21 protein-coding genes are annotated in these 17,254 nt (G+C 74.0%); all 21 read left to right on the forward strand.

Features of this window, described 5'->3' with window-relative positions; all coding sequences use genetic code 11:
- Positions 1–274: flagellin (locus ACI781_RS18185; protein ID WP_456567537.1), on the forward strand; the 274-nt coding region annotated here is incomplete at its 5' end.
- A 109-nt stretch (positions 275–383) separates the two neighbouring features.
- Positions 384–1,784: a flagellar filament capping protein FliD gene (fliD, locus tag ACI781_RS18190; protein ID WP_456567538.1), complete on the forward strand. Its 1,401-nt coding sequence runs from the start codon at positions 384–386 to the stop codon at positions 1,782–1,784.
- 63 nt (positions 1,785–1,847) lie between these two features.
- On the forward strand, positions 1,848–2,240 hold the full coding sequence (gene fliS, locus ACI781_RS18195; protein ID WP_456567539.1) for a flagellar export chaperone FliS: 393 nt from the start codon (positions 1,848–1,850) through the stop codon (positions 2,238–2,240).
- On the forward strand, positions 2,237–2,584 hold the full coding sequence (locus ACI781_RS18200; RefSeq protein WP_456567540.1) for a hypothetical protein: 348 nt from the start codon (positions 2,237–2,239) through the stop codon (positions 2,582–2,584). The genes fliS and ACI781_RS18200 overlap by 4 nt, the downstream gene beginning before the upstream one ends.
- 427 nt (positions 2,585–3,011) lie before the next feature.
- Positions 3,012–3,359: a flagellar basal body rod protein FlgB gene (gene flgB / locus ACI781_RS18205; RefSeq protein ID WP_456567541.1), complete on the forward strand. Its 348-nt coding sequence runs from the start codon at positions 3,012–3,014 to the stop codon at positions 3,357–3,359.
- 1 nt (position 3,360) lies between these two features.
- A complete protein-coding gene (gene flgC / locus ACI781_RS18210; RefSeq protein ID WP_456567542.1) occupies positions 3,361–3,759 on the forward strand; it encodes a flagellar basal body rod protein FlgC in 399 nt (132 codons plus the stop codon).
- A gap of 2 nt (positions 3,760–3,761) precedes the next feature.
- Entirely contained in the window at positions 3,762–4,085 is a 324-nt protein-coding gene (fliE, locus tag ACI781_RS18215; protein ID WP_456567543.1) for a flagellar hook-basal body complex protein FliE, read from the forward strand.
- Complete coding sequence (gene fliF / locus ACI781_RS18220; protein WP_456567544.1) at positions 4,085–5,683, forward strand: flagellar basal-body MS-ring/collar protein FliF; 1,599 nt, start codon at positions 4,085–4,087, stop codon at positions 5,681–5,683. The genes fliE and fliF overlap by 1 nt, the downstream gene beginning before the upstream one ends.
- Before the next feature lie 28 nt (positions 5,684–5,711).
- A complete protein-coding gene (gene fliG, locus ACI781_RS18225) occupies positions 5,712–6,791 on the forward strand; it encodes a flagellar motor switch protein FliG (protein WP_456567545.1) in 1,080 nt (359 codons plus the stop codon).
- Entirely contained in the window at positions 6,775–7,602 is an 828-nt protein-coding gene (locus tag ACI781_RS18230) for a FliH/SctL family protein (protein WP_456567546.1), read from the forward strand. The genes fliG and ACI781_RS18230 overlap by 17 nt, the downstream gene beginning before the upstream one ends.
- Positions 7,599–8,906, forward strand: coding sequence for a FliI/YscN family ATPase (locus ACI781_RS18235; RefSeq protein WP_456567547.1), 1,308 nt, complete (start codon positions 7,599–7,601; stop codon positions 8,904–8,906). Before ACI781_RS18230 ends, ACI781_RS18235 begins: the two co-directional genes overlap by 4 nt.
- 38 nt (positions 8,907–8,944) lie before the next feature.
- A complete protein-coding gene (locus ACI781_RS18240) occupies positions 8,945–9,418 on the forward strand; it encodes a flagellar export protein FliJ (RefSeq protein WP_456567548.1) in 474 nt (157 codons plus the stop codon).
- On the forward strand, positions 9,406–10,377 hold the full coding sequence (locus ACI781_RS18245) for an NlpC/P60 family protein (RefSeq protein WP_456567549.1): 972 nt from the start codon (positions 9,406–9,408) through the stop codon (positions 10,375–10,377). Before ACI781_RS18240 ends, ACI781_RS18245 begins: the two co-directional genes overlap by 13 nt.
- Positions 10,374–11,654, forward strand: coding sequence for a flagellar hook-length control protein FliK (locus tag ACI781_RS18250; RefSeq protein ID WP_456567550.1), 1,281 nt, complete (start codon positions 10,374–10,376; stop codon positions 11,652–11,654). Before ACI781_RS18245 ends, ACI781_RS18250 begins: the two co-directional genes overlap by 4 nt.
- A gap of 14 nt (positions 11,655–11,668) precedes the next feature.
- A complete protein-coding gene (locus tag ACI781_RS18255) occupies positions 11,669–12,094 on the forward strand; it encodes a flagellar hook capping FlgD N-terminal domain-containing protein (RefSeq protein WP_456567551.1) in 426 nt (141 codons plus the stop codon).
- Between the two features lie 54 nt (positions 12,095–12,148).
- Positions 12,149–13,399 carry a flagellar hook protein FlgE gene (locus ACI781_RS18260; RefSeq protein ID WP_456567552.1) on the forward strand — a complete coding sequence of 417 codons (1,251 nt, stop codon included), beginning with the start codon at positions 12,149–12,151 and terminating at the stop codon, positions 13,397–13,399.
- 190 nt (positions 13,400–13,589) lie between these two features.
- Entirely contained in the window at positions 13,590–13,880 is a 291-nt protein-coding gene (locus tag ACI781_RS18265; RefSeq protein ID WP_456567553.1) for a flagellar FlbD family protein, read from the forward strand.
- 3 nt (positions 13,881–13,883) lie between these two features.
- Positions 13,884–14,654 (forward strand): flagellar motor protein, encoded by a 771-nt coding sequence (locus tag ACI781_RS18270; RefSeq protein WP_456567554.1) that lies wholly within the window; start codon positions 13,884–13,886, stop codon positions 14,652–14,654.
- The gene (locus ACI781_RS18275; RefSeq protein ID WP_456567555.1) at positions 14,651–15,577 is read left to right on the forward strand and encodes a flagellar motor protein MotB; all 927 of its coding nucleotides are present in this window, start codon (positions 14,651–14,653) and stop codon (positions 15,575–15,577) included. The genes ACI781_RS18270 and ACI781_RS18275 overlap by 4 nt, the downstream gene beginning before the upstream one ends.
- Positions 15,574–16,041 carry a flagellar basal body-associated FliL family protein gene (locus tag ACI781_RS18280; RefSeq protein WP_456567556.1) on the forward strand — a complete coding sequence of 156 codons (468 nt, stop codon included), beginning with the start codon at positions 15,574–15,576 and terminating at the stop codon, positions 16,039–16,041. Before ACI781_RS18275 ends, ACI781_RS18280 begins: the two co-directional genes overlap by 4 nt.
- Positions 16,042–16,145: 104 nt before the next feature.
- The gene (locus ACI781_RS18285) at positions 16,146–17,117 is read left to right on the forward strand and encodes a flagellar motor switch protein FliM (protein WP_456567557.1); all 972 of its coding nucleotides are present in this window, start codon (positions 16,146–16,148) and stop codon (positions 17,115–17,117) included.
- Positions 17,118–17,254: the final 137 nt, after the last annotated feature.

The following is a 17,254-nucleotide window of genomic DNA, read 5'->3' on the forward strand; positions in this document are numbered from 1 at the left end:
GAGCGCGGCGATCTCCTCCATCGACACCGCCATCGGGCTGGTCTCCACCACCCGGGCGAACCTCGGTGCGCTGCAGAACCGCTTCGAGCACACCATCAACAACCTCAACGTCGCCGTCGAGAACCTGTCGGCGTCGGAGAGCCGCATCCGCGACACCGACATGGCCCAGGAGATGACGGCGTTCACGCGCACGCAGATCCTGAGCCAGGCCGGCACCGCGATGCTGGCCCAGGCGAACCAGGCCCCGCAGGGCATCCTGAAGCTGCTGGGCTGATCCACCGCACCACCTCGGCACCACCCGGTGAGGGGGGAGGCGCACCGCCTCCCCCCTCACTGCATCCGGTGGTGGTCCACCTCGAGACGGAGGAACCGGAATGGCCGGCATGAGCGTGAGCACGGGACTGATCTCGGGCATCGACTACTCGACGATGATCGACCAGCTGATGCAGGTCGAGGCGAACCCGCAGACGCTCCTGAGCAAGCAGCTCTCCGCCACGAACGCCGACGCGGCCGCCTACCGCGCGGTGAACACCCGGTTCGAGGCGCTGCGCACCGCTGCCGCCGCCCTCGACACCGACGCCGCCTGGACCGCGGCCAAGGCGAGCTCCTCGATCGGCTCGGTCGTCGCCACGGCGGGCCCCGCCGCCCTGCCCGGCTCGGTGAGCTTCACGGTCGACACGCTCGCCGCGGTCCACTCGCAGCGCTCCGACACCACGTTCACCGTGCCCAGCGGCCAGACCACCAAGGACGTCGACTTCGGCACGACGAGCCTCACGGTCTCCGTCAACGGGGTGGCCGGGTCACCGATCGCCCTGGACACCGACGGCAACGGGACGGCGACGCTCGCCGAGGCCGCCGCGGCGATCAACGCCCGCAGCGACCTGGGCCTCACGGCGAGCCTCGTCCAGGTCGCCCCCGGCAGCTACCGCCTCCAGGTCGCGACCTCGACGGCGGGCCTGTCCGGCCGGTTCGCGCTCGGCCCCGGCTTCACCACGCTGACCGAGGGGTCCGACGCGCAGCTCACCGTCGGCACGGGCACCGGCAAGTACACCGTCACGTCACCCACGAACACCTTCGCCGGCCTCCTGCCGGACACCACGATCACGGTCTCCAAGGCGGGTGACTCCGCGACGGTCGGCATCGCCAAGGACCCGGACGCGATCGCCGCCAAGGTGCAGAACCTCATCGACACGGCCAACGGGCTGCTGGACTCCGTGACGTCCTACACCGACCCCAAGAACAGCTCCGCGATCCTCAGGGGCGACAGCACGCTCCGCGGCCTCGCCGGGCAGATCCTCGACACCGTGGCCCAAGCCGTGGGTGGCACCTCGGCGGCGGTCGCCGGCCTCCAGCTGACCCGCGACGGCAAGTTCACCTTCGACAAGGCGAAGTTCACCGCCAAGCTCGCCACGGACCCGCAGCTCGTGCGCGACCTGTTCACCAAGAAGGCCGTGGTCGACTCGGGCGTCGACGGGATCGCCGGCAACGCCGACGACAGGACGACGCCGCTCGGGATCAGCGCCAAGCTCGAGGCCCTGGCGAAGTCTGCCTCCGACTCGAGCACCGGGTCGCTGGTCCTCCTGGCCAAGGGCGAGGACTCGCTGGCCAAGGACCTCCAGGCGCGCATCGACAACTGGGACATCCGCCTCGAGCTCCGCCGGACGGCCCTCACGGCGCAGTTCACCGCGATGGAGAAGGCCCTGGGCACCATGCAGAACCAGGCGTCATGGCTCAGCTCGCAGATCGCGGGGCTGCCCTCCTGGTCGCAGTCCTCGAAGTCCTGATCCCCGTCCCGCGACCGCACGGCCTGACCTCCCCGTCACGCTGACTCCCTGGAGCACCTCCCGATGAGCACCGCTTCCCTCCGCGCCCGGTACATGGGTGACACCGTCGCCACCGCGTCGCCGCAGCAGCTGCTGGTGATGCTCTACGACCGGCTGGCCCTGGACCTCGAGCGCGCGCAGGCCGCGCTGACCGCCGGCAACCGCGAGGCCGCCGCCGAGCAGCTCAACCACGCGCAGGAGATCGTGCTGGAGCTGCGCAGCAGCCTGCAGGTCGACGCGTGGGAGGGCGGCCCGCGCCTGGCGTCCCTCTACAGCTGGCTGCTGACCGAGCTGGTCCAGGCCAACGTCAAGGCCGACCGCAACCGGGTCGCCTCGTGCCTGCTGGTGGTCGAGCCGCTGCGCGACGCCTGGCGGCAGGCCGCCGCGAGCATGCCGACGGCCACGGCCTCGGCATGACCGCCGACCGGCCCTCCCCCCAGGGCGCGGCCACCGAGTGGGCCAGCGTCCTCGAGGAGATGGAGGGCGAGGTGCTGGCGGCGAAGGAGTCGCTGAGCACCGGCCGCACCGAGGACATCGCGGCCTGGGGCCGGCGCACCGCCGACTGGACCCCGCCGCAGCAGCTGGGCACCCTGCCGGCCGACCTGCGCGAGCGCGCGGCCCGGCTGCTGCAGCACCAGCTGGCCGTCGCCGAGGAGCTCGCCGAGCGCATCCTGCAGTCGCGCCAGCAGCGTGACCTGGCCGCGCGGATGTCCTACGCGCGCCCCCGTCCCGCGGCCGCCTTCGTCGACCGGGCCATGTAGGCCTCCCCCGCACCGCACCGACCCCGCGACCGGGTCCGCCTCTCCGGCGGGCCCGGTCGCTGTCGTCGAGGGGCATTGCGCTCGGGGCATGGGAGGCCATCCCCACGGAGCGGCGGCCGGATCCGTGGGGACGGGATCCCATGCCCGGGGCGGGCGGGAGGGGTGTGCCGCCCCGGTCGTCACACCGGTCCCCCGCTCCCCGGCCGGCTCGTCCGGACCGCGCGCACCGCCCATCACCCGAGTGGCGGACGGCGGTCAACCGCCCCGCCCGCACTGCCGATGTCCCCCCTGCACGGACAGCACTTCCCTCGCCACGGATCGGCGGCCCCGCACTCGCGTCCCCGCGAGTGCCTCCTGCGTGTACCCGGAGGCCCGTCGTGTCCTGCCGTCCTGCCCGCGTGCGCACCGCCCGCCGGAGCGCCACCCGATGATCAGCGACGTCACCATGACGACGCTGCACGCGGCCCTGTCCGGCCTCGCGCAGCGGCAGCGCGTCAGCAACGACAACATCGCCAACGTCAACACCCCCGGCTACCTGGCCGGCCGCACCGACTTCGAGTCGACGCTGAAGCACGAGCTGCACGCGGGGAAGACGCCGCGGGTGACCGGCGGGTCGATCGCCCGGTCCCTGGAGCCGACGAACACCAACGGCAACAACGTGAACCTCGACAGCGAGACCGTCATCGCCACCGAGACCGGGCTGCGCTACCAGCTGGCCCTCAACGCCCTCGACGGCAAGTACGGGCTGCTGCGCTCGGCGCTCAGGACGCAGTGACGTGTTCGACGCCCTCAACATCTCCGGCACCGGCCTCTACGCGCACCGCAAGTGGCTGGACGCCGTCTCGGACAACATCGCGAACATCAACACGGTGAGCTCCACCGACGGCGAGGCCTTCAAGGAGCGCTTCGTCGTCGCCCAGGCCGTCGACTACGGCAGCGGCGAGGGCGGCGTCCGGGTCGCCCGCGCGGAGTTCGGCAGCGGCGAGGGCCGGCTGGTCTACGAGCCCACCCACCCGCTGGCCGACCAGGACGGCTACGTCCGCTACCCGGACATCGACCTCGGCGAGCAGATGACCCAGTTGATCATGGCGCAGCGCGGCTACCAGGCCAACCTCGCCTCCATCGAGCGGGCGACGGACGCCTACCGCGCCGCCCTGAGCCTCGGGAAGGGCTGACCGTGACCTCCCCCATCGGCGGGATCTCCATCCCCTCGTTCCCCACCGTCTCCGGCATCGGCCAGACCGCCGCCGCCACGGAGCCGCCGGCCGTGTCCGCCGCCGACAACGGCTTCGCCGACGTCCTCACCGGCGCGATCGAGAACGTGCAGGGCGCGCAGTCGGCCGCCGACTCCCTCGCCGTCAAGGCCGCCACCGGCGACCTCAAGGACGTGCACGACTACATGATCGCCGCCCAGGAGGCGTCGCTGACCACCGAGATGTTCGTGACGATCAAGAACAAGGCGGTCGAGGCCTTCACTGAGATCATGAGGATGCCCATCTGATGCCCGCCGTACTCGCCGGCCCCCTGGGGCGGCTGCGCTCCGCGTTCGAGACGATCAGCCTCGGGCAGAAGGTCGTCATCGGCCTCCTCGTCGTCGGGCTGGGGCTCGGCGGGTTCTTCTTCTACAACTGGATCACGACGCCGTCGATGGCGCCGCTGTTCAGCAACCTGGCCTCCTCCGACGCGTCGGCGATCGTCGACGAGCTCAACGCCGCCGGCACCTCCTACGAGCTGGCCGACGGCGGGCAGACGATCCTCGTCGCGCAGGACCAGGTGTACGACCTGCGCCTGGCGATGAGCGGCAAGGGCCTGCCCGCCGGCTCCGACACCGGCTACGCGCTGCTGGACGAGCAGGGCATCACCACCAGCGAGTTCCAGCAGCAGAAGACCTACCAGCGGGCCATCGAGGGCGAGCTGGCCAACACGCTCGAGGCGATGGACGGCGTCCAGCAGGCCATCGTGCACGTGGCCCTGCCCGAGGACGAGGTCTTCGCCACCGACGAGGCCGACCCCACCGCCTCGGTGCTGCTGGACCTGGCGCCCGGCGCCGAGCTGTCCGGCGAGCAGATCCAGTCGATCACCAACCTGGTCTCCTCCAGCGTGGAGGGGATGGCCCCCGAGCAGGTCACCGTCAGCGACACCTCCGGCCAGCTGCTGTCGGCGGCCGGCCAGGGCGTCACCGCGGCCTCCGGGGACGCCCGCTCGCAGGTGGAGACCGACTACGAGAACCGCCTGGCGGCCAACGCCCAGGGGATCCTGGACACGGTGCTCGGCCCCGGCCACGCCCGCGTCTCGGTCCGCGCCGACGTCGACATGAACGTCACGCAGGAGGAGGCGACCACCTACACCGACAGCGGCGCCCCGCCCCTGTCGGAGCAGAACGCCAGCGAGAACTACACCGGCGCGGGCGCCGCGGTGGGTGGGGTGCTAGGGCCGGAGAACGCCGCCGACGCCGGCACCGGCGGCGGCGAGTCCAGCTACACCACGGACTCCAGCACCACCAACAACTCGGTCAACACCACGGTGACCAGCACCGCGGTCGCGCCGGGCAACATCAAGCGGCTCACGGTGGCGGTCGTCCTCGACGGCACCGTCGCGGGCAACCTCAACCAGGCGCAGGTGCAGGACCTGATCGGCAACTCGGTCGGCCTGGACGTCGCCCGCGGCGACGACATCTCGGTGGCGTCCATGCCCTTCGACACCACCGCCGCCGACGAGGCGGCCGCGGAGATGGCGGCGGCCCGCGAGGCCGAGAAGGACGCCGCGATGTGGTCGCTGGTCAAGAACGGCGCCATCGGCCTGGGCATCGCCCTGCTCGTGCTCATCGTGTGGCTGCGCAGCCGCCGGCGGCGCGAGGAGGACGAGGACGACGAGCTGGAGCTCGACGACGACGTCATGGCCGAGCTGGAGCGGCTGCGCGTGGCCAGCACCCGCGACGAGACGGCGCTGATGGACCGCGTGGTGGACAACCGCGCCCTGGAGCTGGAGGCCGCCGAGCGGGCCCGGGTCCGCGGCGAGATCTCCACGATGGTCAGCGAGCGCCCGGACGAGGTCGCCCAGATGCTGCGCGGCTGGCTGACCGAGGTCCCGACCAAGTGACCACCCTGCGTACCGAGGAGCTTCTGCCGTGAGCATCGCGAGTGTCGAGCAGCTGGTCGGCGCGGCGCCGGCCAACCTGCCCGCGCTGCCCCCCGCGCCCCGGCGCCCGGACATGCCGGGGCTGCGCAAGGCCGCGGTCTTCCTCGCACAGATGAGCAAGGAGGAGGCCGGCGTCCTGCTGGGCAAGCTCCGGCCGCGCGAGGTCGAGGCGCTCACCCGGGAGCTGATGAAGCTCAACACCGTGGAGCCCGAGGACGTCGACGGCGTCCTCGTCGAGTTCCACGAGATGATGTCCGCGCAGCGCTACATCGGCCGCGGCGGCGTCGACTTCGCCCGGGAGATCCTCGCGGCGGGCCTCGGCGAGGACAAGGCCGAGGGCATCCTCGCCCGGCTCAACGTCGTCTACACCGAGGTGCCGTTCGCCTCGCTGCGCAACGTCGACGTCCGCCAGCTGGTGACGTTCCTCAAGGACGAGCACCCCCAGGTCATCGCCCTGGTGCTGGCGCACATGACGCCGGCGCAGTCGGCCGAGGTGCTGTCGAACTTCGCCCCCGAGCAGCAGGCCGCCGTCGCGCACCGGATCGCCACGATGGACCGCACCACCCCCGAGATGGTGCGGCTGGTCGAGGAGGAGCTGGGCCGCCGGATGGGGTCCCTGCTCGCCCACCAGGACATGTCCACCGTGGGTGGTGTCGAGACCCTGGTCGAGATCATCAACCGCTCGCCGCGCCCCACCGAGCGCTCGATCCTCGAGTGGCTGGACAACACCGACCCGGAGCTGGCCGACCAGGTCCGCGCGCAGATGTTCGTCTTCGAGGACATCGTCACCATCGACGACCGCTCCATGCAGCTGGTGCTGCGCGAGGTGGAGGCCAACGACCTGGCGACGGCGCTCAAGGGCGTGCGTCCCGACGTCCGCGACAAGGTCGTCCGGAACCTCTCCGAGCGCGCCGCCGAGAACCTCGCCGAGGAGATCGAGCTGCTCGGCCCGGTCCGTGCCCGCACGGTCGAGGAGGCGCAGGCCAAGGTCGTCGGCGTCATCCGCACGCTCGAGGAGCAGGGCGTCCTGACGATCAACCGCGGCGGGGACGATGAGTTCGTCGCCTGACGAGGCCCCCCGGCCGCAGGGCACGTCGGTCCTGCTGCGCGGCGCGTCGGCCCGGGCCGCCACGCCCTACCGGCAGGCCCCCGGGGTGCCGCTGGCGCCGCCGGTGCAGGTGCCGGCGCCGCGCGCGGTCCCCGAGCCGCTGGTCCGCGAGGTCGTCGAGCCCGGCTTCGTGGAGCGGCGGACGACGACGCGCCGCGCCGCCGACGTCCCGGTGCCCAACGGCCGCGGCGTGCTGCGGCTGGGCGACGTCTACGCCGAGGAGCTGGGCCGGCTGCGCGAGCAGGCCCGGCGCGAGGGCTTCGCGGCCGGGCACGCCGAGGGCATCTCCGCCGCGGCCACCGCGCTCGCCGACACCGAGCTGGCCGCCCAGCAGCGGCTCGCCGAGGCCCAGCAGCGCTGGGAGCGCCGGCTGGTGTCGGCCACCGCGGCGATGGGCGCGGCGGTCACCCAGCTGGAGCAGGCCGCCGTCCCGCTGGCCGAGGAGCTGCGCGAGGAGGTGCTGACGTCGGTGCTCGTGCTCGTGGAGGACCTGCTCGGCCGCGAGCTCGCCAGCGTGGACACCGCCGGCGTCGACGCCCTGCGCCGGGCGATGACCCTGCTGCCCACCGACACCCCCAGCGTCGTGCGCCTGCACCCCGACGACCTCGCCGAGGTCCCCGCCGAGGCCCTGGCGGCGCTGCCGCCGACGGTCACCGTGGTCGGCGACCTGTCGGTGGAGCGGGCCGGCGCCGTCGCCGAGAGCGGCGTCCAGCGGGTCGACGCCCGGCTGGGCACCGCGCTCGCCCGCGTCCGCGAGGTGCTGCGCGCATGACCCTGGGCCCCCTGCTGGAGCGTGCCCGCTCGGCCGCCCGCCCCCTGCTCACCGGCTCGGTCGTGGGCGCGATGGGCCTCACCCTCACCGTCGAGGGCGTCGCCGCCGCCGTCGGTGACCTGGTCGAGGTGAACCCCGGCCCGCGCGGGCTGCTCGCCGAGGTCGTCGCGGTCTCCCGCGACCGGCTGACCTGCATGCCGCTCGGCGAGCTGTCCGGCGTGCAGTCCGGCGCGCCGGTGCGCACCACCGGCATGCCGCTGCAGGTCCCGGTCGGCCAGGCCCTGCTGGGCCGGGTGCTGGACGGGCTCGGCCGCCCGATCGACGGCGGCCCCGGCCTGTCCGCCGGCGTCTCCTGGGTCGACCTGGCCAGCGAGACCCCGCACGCGCTCGCGCGGCGCCGGGTCGAGGAGCCGCTGCCGGTCGGGGTGCGCGCGCTCGACACCCTCGTGCCCGTCGGCAAGGGCCAGCGGCTGGGCATCTTCGCCGGCTCCGGCGTCGGCAAGTCCACGCTGCTCGCCCAGATCACCCGCGGCACCGAGGCCGACGTCCGCGTCATCGCGCTGATCGGCGAGCGCGGCCGCGAGGTGAAGGAGTTCCTCGACGAGAACCTCGGCGCCGAGGGGCTGGCCCGCACCGTCGTCGTGGTCGCCACCTCCGACGAGCCGCCGCTGGTCCGCCTCAAGGCCGCCTTCGTCGCCACCCGCATCGCGGAGGGCTTCCGCGACCAGGGCCGCGACGTGCTGCTGCTGATGGACTCCATCACCCGCACCGCCATGGCCCAGCGCGAGGTCGGGCTCTCCGCCGGGGAGCCGCCGGCCACCCGCGGCTACCCGCCGAGCGTCTTCGCGATGATGCCGAAGCTGCTGGAGAAGGCCGGCCCCGGCGCGGTCGGCTCCATCACCGGCCTCTACACCGTGCTGGTGGAGGGCGACGACCACAACGAGCCGATCGCCGACACCGCCCGCTCCATCCTCGACGGGCACGTGGTGCTGACCCGCAAGCTCGCCACCACCGGCCACTTCCCCGCCATCGACGTCCTGGAGTCCATCTCCCGCGTCGCCGGCGCCGTGGTGCCGCCCGCCCAGATGGCCGACGCCCGCGAGGCGCGGCGGCTGCTCGGCGCGCTGCGCGACGTCAAGGAGCTGATCGAGATCGGCGCCTACCAGACCGGCAGCGACCCGCTGGTCGACCGGGCGCGCGCGCTGTCGCCGGCCCTGGACGCCTTCCTCCGCCAGTCGATGGAGGACACCACCGGCACCGCCGAGGCGTGGGACCGGCTGCACGGCCTCGTGACCGCCTCCTGATGCGCCGGCCGGCGCGCAGGACCTGAGGGGACCCGTCGATGGGCAAGCGTCAGCCGTTCCGGCTCGCGCCCGTGCTGCGCGTGCGCGAGGCGACCGAGCGCGCGGCGCAGCTGGCCTACGCCGAGGCGTCGACGACGGCGGCGCAGGCCGAGCGTCGCGCCGACGAGCTGGCCGGCGCCCTGCACACCTACGCGGTGACCGGCACGCACTCCGCCGCCGGGTTCCTCGCCGCGATGGTCGCATCGCAGGCCGCGGCTGCCGATGTTGCTGCTGCACGCTCCACGGCCCGCGCCTCGGCCGAGCACGCGGAGCTGCTGCGCGCGCGGTGGACCGCCGCCGCGCAGGAGACCAAGGCGCTGGAGAAGCTGCGCGACCGGCACGAGCTGGCCCGCCGCCTCGCCGACGACGCCGCCGAGACCCGGGCCGTGGACGACCTGGTGACCGGCCGGTACACGCCCGGCGCCGAGGAAGCACCGACCGAGCGGGGAGAGGAGGGGACGTGGAGGGACTGACCGCGGTGCAGGGGCGCATCGCCGAGATCCAGAACCGGATCCTGATGCTCTCGGCCGCCCGGACCACGTCGACGTCCGCCGCCTGGGCCAGCGCGGCCGGCGCCGCCGGGCTCACCGGCACGTCCGCGACCGGGACGGCGCCCGCGCTCGGACCCGGCGACGGCTCCGCCGGGGCCCGGGTGGTCGAGGCGGCCGGCCGCTACCTCGGCGTGCCGTACGCGTGGGGCGGCACCGACCCGGCCTCCGGGCTGGACTGCTCCGGGCTGGTGCAGCGCGTCTACGCCGACCTCGGCATCGACCTGCCGCGCACGTCCTCGCAGCAGGCCACCGCCGGCCGCCCGGTCGCGAGCCTGGCCGAGGCCCGCCCCGGCGACCTCGTCTTCTTCGACCACTCGTCCTCGCGCGCCGGCATCGACCACGTCGGCATCTACATCGGCGACGGCAAGATGATCGCCGCCCCGCAGGCGGGCGAGGTCGTCAAGGTGCAGCCGGTCGGCACCCCGGCGCTCATCCGCCGGGTGCTGCCCGACACCGCCGCCCCGGCGCCGGCGGCCGGCGCAACGGGCGGCGCGGGCCTGGCCGGCGTCCCCTACGCCGACCTGTTCACCGCGGCCGGCGCCAAGCACGGCGTCCAGCCCGCCCTGCTCGCCGCGGTCGCCAAGACCGAGTCCGGCTTCGACTCCACCGCCGTCTCCCCCGCCGGCGCGACCGGGCTCATGCAGTTCATGCCCGCCACGGCGCGCGGTCTCGGGGTCGACCCGACCAACCCCGCGTCGGCCGTCGACGGCGCCGCCCGCTACCTGCGCCAGCTCACCGACCGGTTCGGCTCGACCAGCCTGGCCCTGGCCGCCTACAACGCCGGACCCGGCGCGGTCGCGCGCAGCGGCGGCATCCCCGCCAACGGGGAGACCCGGTCCTACGTGTCCAAGGTCCTCAGCGCCGCGGAGGCGTACTCATGACAGCACCGACCCTGCCCACCCTGCTGCCGGTCGCCCCGGCCGCCACCCCGGCGCCCGCGGCCCGCCCGTCGTCCGGCTTCGCGACCGCGCTCGACGACGCCCTGGGCAGCGACCCCGGCACGTCCCAGCCGCGCGCCGAGGGCACCCCGGCCGACGACGACGCCCCGGCCGCCGCACCCGTGGCCGAGGAGCAGCCGGCCGCCCCCGAGGAGGAGCCGGCCGGGGTGGCGGTGCTCGACCCCGCCGCCTTCGCCTTCGCGCTCGCCGTCGGCACCCCGGGACCGGCGACGCCCGCGGCCCTCCCCGGCGACGCCGTCCCCACCGGCCCGGTGCCCGCGGTCGACGCCGGGCCGACCGCGCTGCCGGCCACGGCGCAGGGCGTGGCCCCGCCGGTCTCCGGCCTCCCGACCGCCGAGGGCGCCGTCCCCCCGGCCCCCGTCCCGGCTCCCCCGGCCGGTCCGGCCCAGCCCACGCCGGCACCGGCGGCGGCTCCGCCCGCGGCCGCTGCCGCGCAGCTGCCGCCCGGCGTCGTGGTGGTCGCCGCACCGCCGGCGGCCGCCGCGCCCGCCGGGCCCCCCGCCGCCGAGGTCCCGGCCGCCGGCCGACCGGCCACCGAGGCCGCCGTCCCCGCCGCCCCGGTGACCGGCGCGGAACCGGTCCCCGCCGCCGGACCGGCCGTGCCGGCCGAGCCCCCGGCCGGTGCCGGCGGCCAGCCGGCCGGCGAGCAGCCCGCCGCCGGGCGTGACGGCGCCCCCGCACCGCTGACGGCGGTTCCCGCCCCGGCCACGCCGGCGACGACCGGCAGCACCCCGGCCCCCGCCGCCGCGCCGGCCGCCGCCCCGCCGCCCGCCCCGGTCGCCGCCCAGGTGGCCCCCGTGGTGGCGCAGCTGGCCGGCGGGCCGGACGGCACGCACACGATGACGCTCGTCCTGCGCCCGGAGACGCTCGGCACCGTCGAGGTCCGCGTCACGGTGCACCACGGCAGCATCGACCTCACGCTGCGGCACGCCACCGAGGCCGGCCGGGCGACGCTGACCGACGCCCTGCCCGACCTGCGCCGGGACCTGGAGTCCTCCGGCCTGTCCTGCTCGGCCCTCGACGTCGACCGCGACAGCGGCGGCTCGTGGACCTCGGCGCAGCAGCAGGCCGACCAGTGGGCCGCGGCCCGCGAGGCCGGCGCCGCCCGCGCGTCGTGGCTGCGCGGTCCCGAACCCGACGGCGGCCGCCCGGCACCCGTCGTGCACACCCCGTCCTCCGGGCTCGACGTCCGGGTCTGAGAGAGGAGGCACCGATGACCGCCCCCATCGCCGGCGTGGCCGCCGGCACCCCGGCGACCAACACCGCCACGACCTCGGTCGAGCGCAGCAACCAGAACAACAAGGACATGTTCCTGCAGCTGCTGGTGGCGCAGATGCGCTACCAGGACCCCAGCAACCCGGCGAGCACCACCGAGTTCATGTCGCAGACGGCGACGTTCACCCAGGTGGAGAAGCTCGAGCAGCTGGCCGCGCAGAACGCCGAGCTCGTCACGCTGCAGCGGTCGCTGTCCGCCGGCGCGCTGGTCGGCCGCGACGTCAGCTGGACCGCCGAGGACGGCAGCACGAAGACCGGGACGGTCGGATCCGTGCGGTTCGACTCCGGCGAGCCGATCGCCGTCGTCGACGGCGAAGAGGTCGCCTTCGGCCGGCTGACCGAGATCACCCAGGCGACCGCGTAACCGGTCCTCCCCGCTCCTCCCCCCGACCATCCCCCACCGAAGGGAGAGCACCCCGTGCTCCGCTCCATGTACTCGGCCATCTCCGGCCTGAAGGCCCACCAGGTCAAGCTCGACGTCACCGGCAACAACATCGCGAACGTGAACACGGTCGGCTTCAAGAGCAGCCAGGCCACCTTCGAGGACACCCTGTCCCAGCTCATGCGCAACGGCTCGGCGCCGACCGCCAACGCCGGCGGCACGAACCCGGCGCAGGTCGGCCTCGGGGTCAAGGTCGCCGGGATCACGACGAACTTCGCGCAGGGCACCCAGCAGTCCACGGGCCGCTCCACCGACTTCTTGATCAGCGGCGACGGCTTCTTCGTCACGAAGTTCGGCAACGAGAACCTCTTCACCCGCGCCGGGTCGTTCGACTACGACGCCTCCGGCAAGATCGTCACCCCCGACGGGGCGGTGCTGCAGGGCTGGATGGGCTCGGACGGCGTCGTCGACACCAACGGCCCCATCGGCGACCTGACGGTCCCCTTCGGCCAGAACATGCCCCCCACGGTGACCACGCGGGGCTCGGTCGTCGGCAACCTGTCCACGTCCGCGGTCCTCGCGTCCGCCGGCCCGCCGGCCGTGCCGGCCACCTCGATGCAGACGCAGATCGTCGCCTACGACTCGCTGGGCACCGCCCACCAGATCGCCCTGACCTTCACCAAGTCGGCGGCCAACACCTGGAGCGTGGCCGCCAGCGAGAACGGGTCGCCGATCGGCGCCGCCCAGAACCTGGTCTTCGACCCCACGACGGGCAAGCCCACCAGCGGGACGACGTTCACCCTCGACGTGTTCACCAGCGCCGCGGCGACCCCGAACTGGCCCGCCGACGTCACGATCGACCTGAGCAACATGACCGAGTACGGCGGCAAGTCCGCGCTGGCCCCGCAGGACGTCGACGGCAACGCCATGGGCACCCTGCAGTCGATCGCCCTCAGCGGCGACGGGACGATCATGGGCGTCTACTCGAACAACCTGCGCGAGCCGATCGGCAAGCTCGCCCTGGCCTCCTTCTCCAACCCCTCCGGCCTGGCCAAGGCCGGCAACACGTCCTTCCGCGTGGGGGACAACTCGGGGCAGCCGGCGATCGGCGAGGCCAACGCCGGCGGTCGCGGCTCGATGGTGGCCGGCGCGCTGGAGATGTCGAACGTCGACCTCGCCGAGGAGTTCACCGGCCTGATCGTCGCCCAGCGCGGCTTCCAGGCGAACAGCCGCGTGATCACCAGCTCCGACGAGGTCCTGCAGGACCTCGTCAACCTCAAGCGCTAGCGCGCCCGCACGGCCCGGTCCCCCTCCCGGGGGCCGGGCCGTGCCGCGTCCGGGGCCGCCCCCGGTCGCACCCCCGGGGTGACCCGCCCCGTTCGGCTCAAGCACCTCCTGGCCTGGGCCGATGACAGATACAGCCGCGCCGACGCCCCAGCGGCTGCTTCCTCCTCCGAACGAGCAAGAGGTCAGACCCGTGATCCGAGTGACGCGCCTGAACGGGGAGCAGTTCGCCCTCAACCCCGACCTGATCGAGCGGGTCGAGGGCCACCCCGACACCGTCGTCTTCCTGGTCGACGGCACGCGGTACGTGGTGCGCGAGACCGTCGAGGACGTCCTCACGGAGATCCGCGAGTACCGCGCCGGCATCCTCGCCACCGCCTACGAGATGGATCGCGGCACCTACCGCACCACGCGCCCGGCGGCCACCGAGGACGTCGACGGCGCGGGCTCCGTCGTCCCCTTCCCGGCCCGCGAGGAGCGCTGACCCGTGGACCCCACATCGCTGATCGGCATCGTCCTCTCGCTGGTCGCCCTCCTGGCCTTCATGGTCATGGAGGGTTCCGACCCGACGACCCTGATCTTCCTCCCCGCCATCGTGCTGGTGATCGTCGCGACGTTCGGCGCCGCGATGACCGGCCAGACGATGGACGACCTCAAGAAGCTGCCGAACTGGTTCAAGATGGCCGTCCTGCCGGCCAAGGTGCCGCCGGCCAGCGACCAGATCCAGACGCTGGTCAGCCTGGCCGAGAAGGCCCGCAAGGAGGGCCTGCTCGCGCTCGAGGCGCAGGTCAAGCAGATCGACGACCCGTTCCTCAAGCGCGGCCTGCAGATGGGCATCGACGGCACCGACCCCGAGCAGCTGCGCGACGTCCTGGAGTCCGAGATCGCGGCCAAGAAGGCCGAGGACAAGGTCGCGGCCAAGTTCATGAACACGATGGGCGGCTACGCGCCGACCATCGGCATCGTCGGCTGCATCGTCGGCCTGATGAACGTCATGGGGAACCTGAGCGACCCCTCCGCGCTGGGGCCGATGATCGCCTCCGCGTTCGTCGCCACCCTGTGGGGCGTCATGGCCGCCAACTTCTGGTTCCTCCCCATGGGCGCCAAGATCCTGCGGGTCAGCGAGCTGCAGGCCGCGCAGATGGAGCTGCTCGTCGAGGGGATCGCCGAGATCCAGGCCGGCACCAGCCCGCGCGCCGTCCGGCTCAAGCTCACGTCGCTGATCCCGCCCAGTGAGGCCGCCAAGGAAGCCGCATGAGTGGCGGCCACGGCGGCCGCCGGCGGAAGAAGCACCCGGAGCACGAGGAGCACGAGAACCACGAGCGGTGGATGGTGTCCTACGCGGACATGATGACCCTGCTGCTGGTCCTCTTCATCGTGCTGTTCGCGATGAGCCAGGTCGACAAGGAGAAGTTCGCGGCCCTGGCCAGCGGCCTGTCCGAGGCGTTCGGGGCGCCGATCCAGGCCATCACCGGACCGGGCACCAGCGCGGACTCCTCCGTGCTGCCCGCCCTGGACGCCGCGGTCGACGTGCAGATCCCCCCGGCGCCGGCAGCGCAGGAGGCGGTCGACGCCGCGGCCGCGCAGGCGGCCGCCGAGGAGGCCCAGCGGCTGGCCGCCGAGGCGCAGGCGCAGTACGAGTCCCTCACCGGGGTCCAGGAGCGGATCGACGCGGCGCTCGCGGCGGCCGGGTACGCCGGCGCGGCGCAGTACGAGGTCGACGAGCGCGGCCTGGTCGTGCACATCGTGTCCGACCCGGTGCTCTTCGACGCCGAGAGCGCGACCCTGCTGCCGCAGGGCCGGGCGATCCTCGACGCCGTCGCCCCGGCGCTGGCCGGGCTGCCCAACCAGCTCGACATCGAGGGCCACGCCAACCACCTGCCGGTGACGCCGGGCGGCCCCTGGCCGTCCAACTGGGAGCTGTCGACCGCCCGGGCCTCCGCCGTCGTGCGGTACCTGGCCGGGGACGGCGTGCCCGAGCTCCGGATGGCGGCCACCGGCTACTCCTCCACCCGCCCGGTCGTCCCCGAGTCCGACCCGAACGCCGTCACCCTGAACCGCCGCGTGGACCTGGTGGTGCTCTCCACCGCGTCCGCGGAGGCCAACGAGCTCCTGCCCGGCCTCGCGGCCGGCGGCACCACCACCACCGACACCACCACGACCGAGGGAGGTCACCCGTGAGCAAGAAGCAGGCCGACGACGCCGACGCGCCCGACGAGGCGAAGGGTGGCGGCAAGAAGAAGCTGCTGATCATCGTGGCGGTGGCCCTGGTGGCCCTGGGCGCGGGCGCCTACTTCCTCTTCTTCTCCGGCGGCGGCGAGAAGGCGGAGCCGGTGGCCGGCGAGGTGCTGCCGCTGGACTCCATCGCGGTCAACCTGGCCGGCGGCGGCTACCTCAAGGTCGGCATCGCCCTGCAGCTGACCGAGGACGCGGCCGGCGGCGGGCACGGAGGCGCCGGCGTCGACGGCTCCAAGGCCCTCGACCTGGTCATCTCCACCTTCTCGCAGGCGCAGCCCGCCGACGTGACGGCCGCCCGGGACGCCCTCAAGGAGTCCCTGCGGGAGAAGATCATCGAGGCCTACACCGACGAGGAGGGGCTGGAGATGGTCATGGACGTCTACCTCACGGAGTACGTGACCCAGTAGTCCCGCGGGGCCCCTGCGCCCCCTCCGTCACTCCTCCCCCGGCTGACCGGCGGCGCCCCGCGCCGCCGGTCAGTTCCGTCCCGGGGCCCGCCGATGAGGGAGGGGTGACCCGCCCCGAGAACGGACCCGTCCCCGGGGGTGCCGGGACGCCGGCCGCCGGTGGCCGCCGGCGTGGCGCGCCCCGCACGTACGACTTCCGTCGCCCCACCAAGCTCTCCCGCGAGCACGTCCGCGTGCTGCAGATCGCCCAAGAGGCGTTCGCCCGCCAGGCGACCACCGTCCTGACCACGCTGCTGCGGACCGGCGCCCGGATGGAGCTGCTGAGCATCGAGCAGCAGTCCTACGACGACTACGTCGCGACGCTGCCCAACCCGTACTTCCTGACGACGTTCACGCTGGAGCCGCTGGCGGGCAAGGGCCTGCTGGCCTACCCGCTGGACATGGCGATGGCCACCGTCGACCACATGCTCGGCGGGTCGGGGGGCTCCGAGCAGCCGGACCGGCCGATGACGGCGATGGAGACCACCATCACCGGGCAGCTGCTCAACCGGCTGCTCGAGGAGTTCGCCGCCGCGTTCGCGCACATCGCCGAGATCCAGCCGGTGCGCGACGGGCTGGAGTACAACCCCGCCCTGGCCCAGGCCGCCGCCGGCTCGGACACCGTGATGGTGGCCAGCTTCGAGCTCGCCGTCGGCGACCGGGACGGGCAGGCCACGCTCGTGCTGCCGTTCTCGTCGTTCGCGACCCCGCTGAACAACGCCACCTCCCCGCACCTGTCCGAGGCCGCCCAGCGCAAGCGCCAGCGCGCCGCCGAGCTGCTCAGCGCCCGGCTGGAGCTGGTGCCGGTCGACGTCAGCGTCCGGTTCGCCCCGCTGGAGGTCTCCTCCAGCGACCTGCTGTCGCTGACCGTCGGCGACGTGCTGCTGCTGCGTCACCCGCGCGACAGCCCCCTCGAGGTGACCACCAACGACGTGACGTTCGCCCACGCGATCGCCAGCAACCACCGCCGCCGGCTCGCGGCCGCCATCGTGCCCACCCCGCACGCCGCCCGGGACACCGCAAAGGACTCCGCATGACCGCCTCGCTCGACACCGTCCAGGCCTCCGAGACGATCTCCGCCGTCGTCGTGGGGGGGGGGGGGGGGGGGGGGGGGGGGGGGGGGGGGGGGCGGGGGGGGGGGGGGGGGGGGGGGGGGGGGGGCGCGCCGCCGGGG

It is taken from the genome of Blastococcus sp. SYSU D00695, from assembly GCF_054050555.1.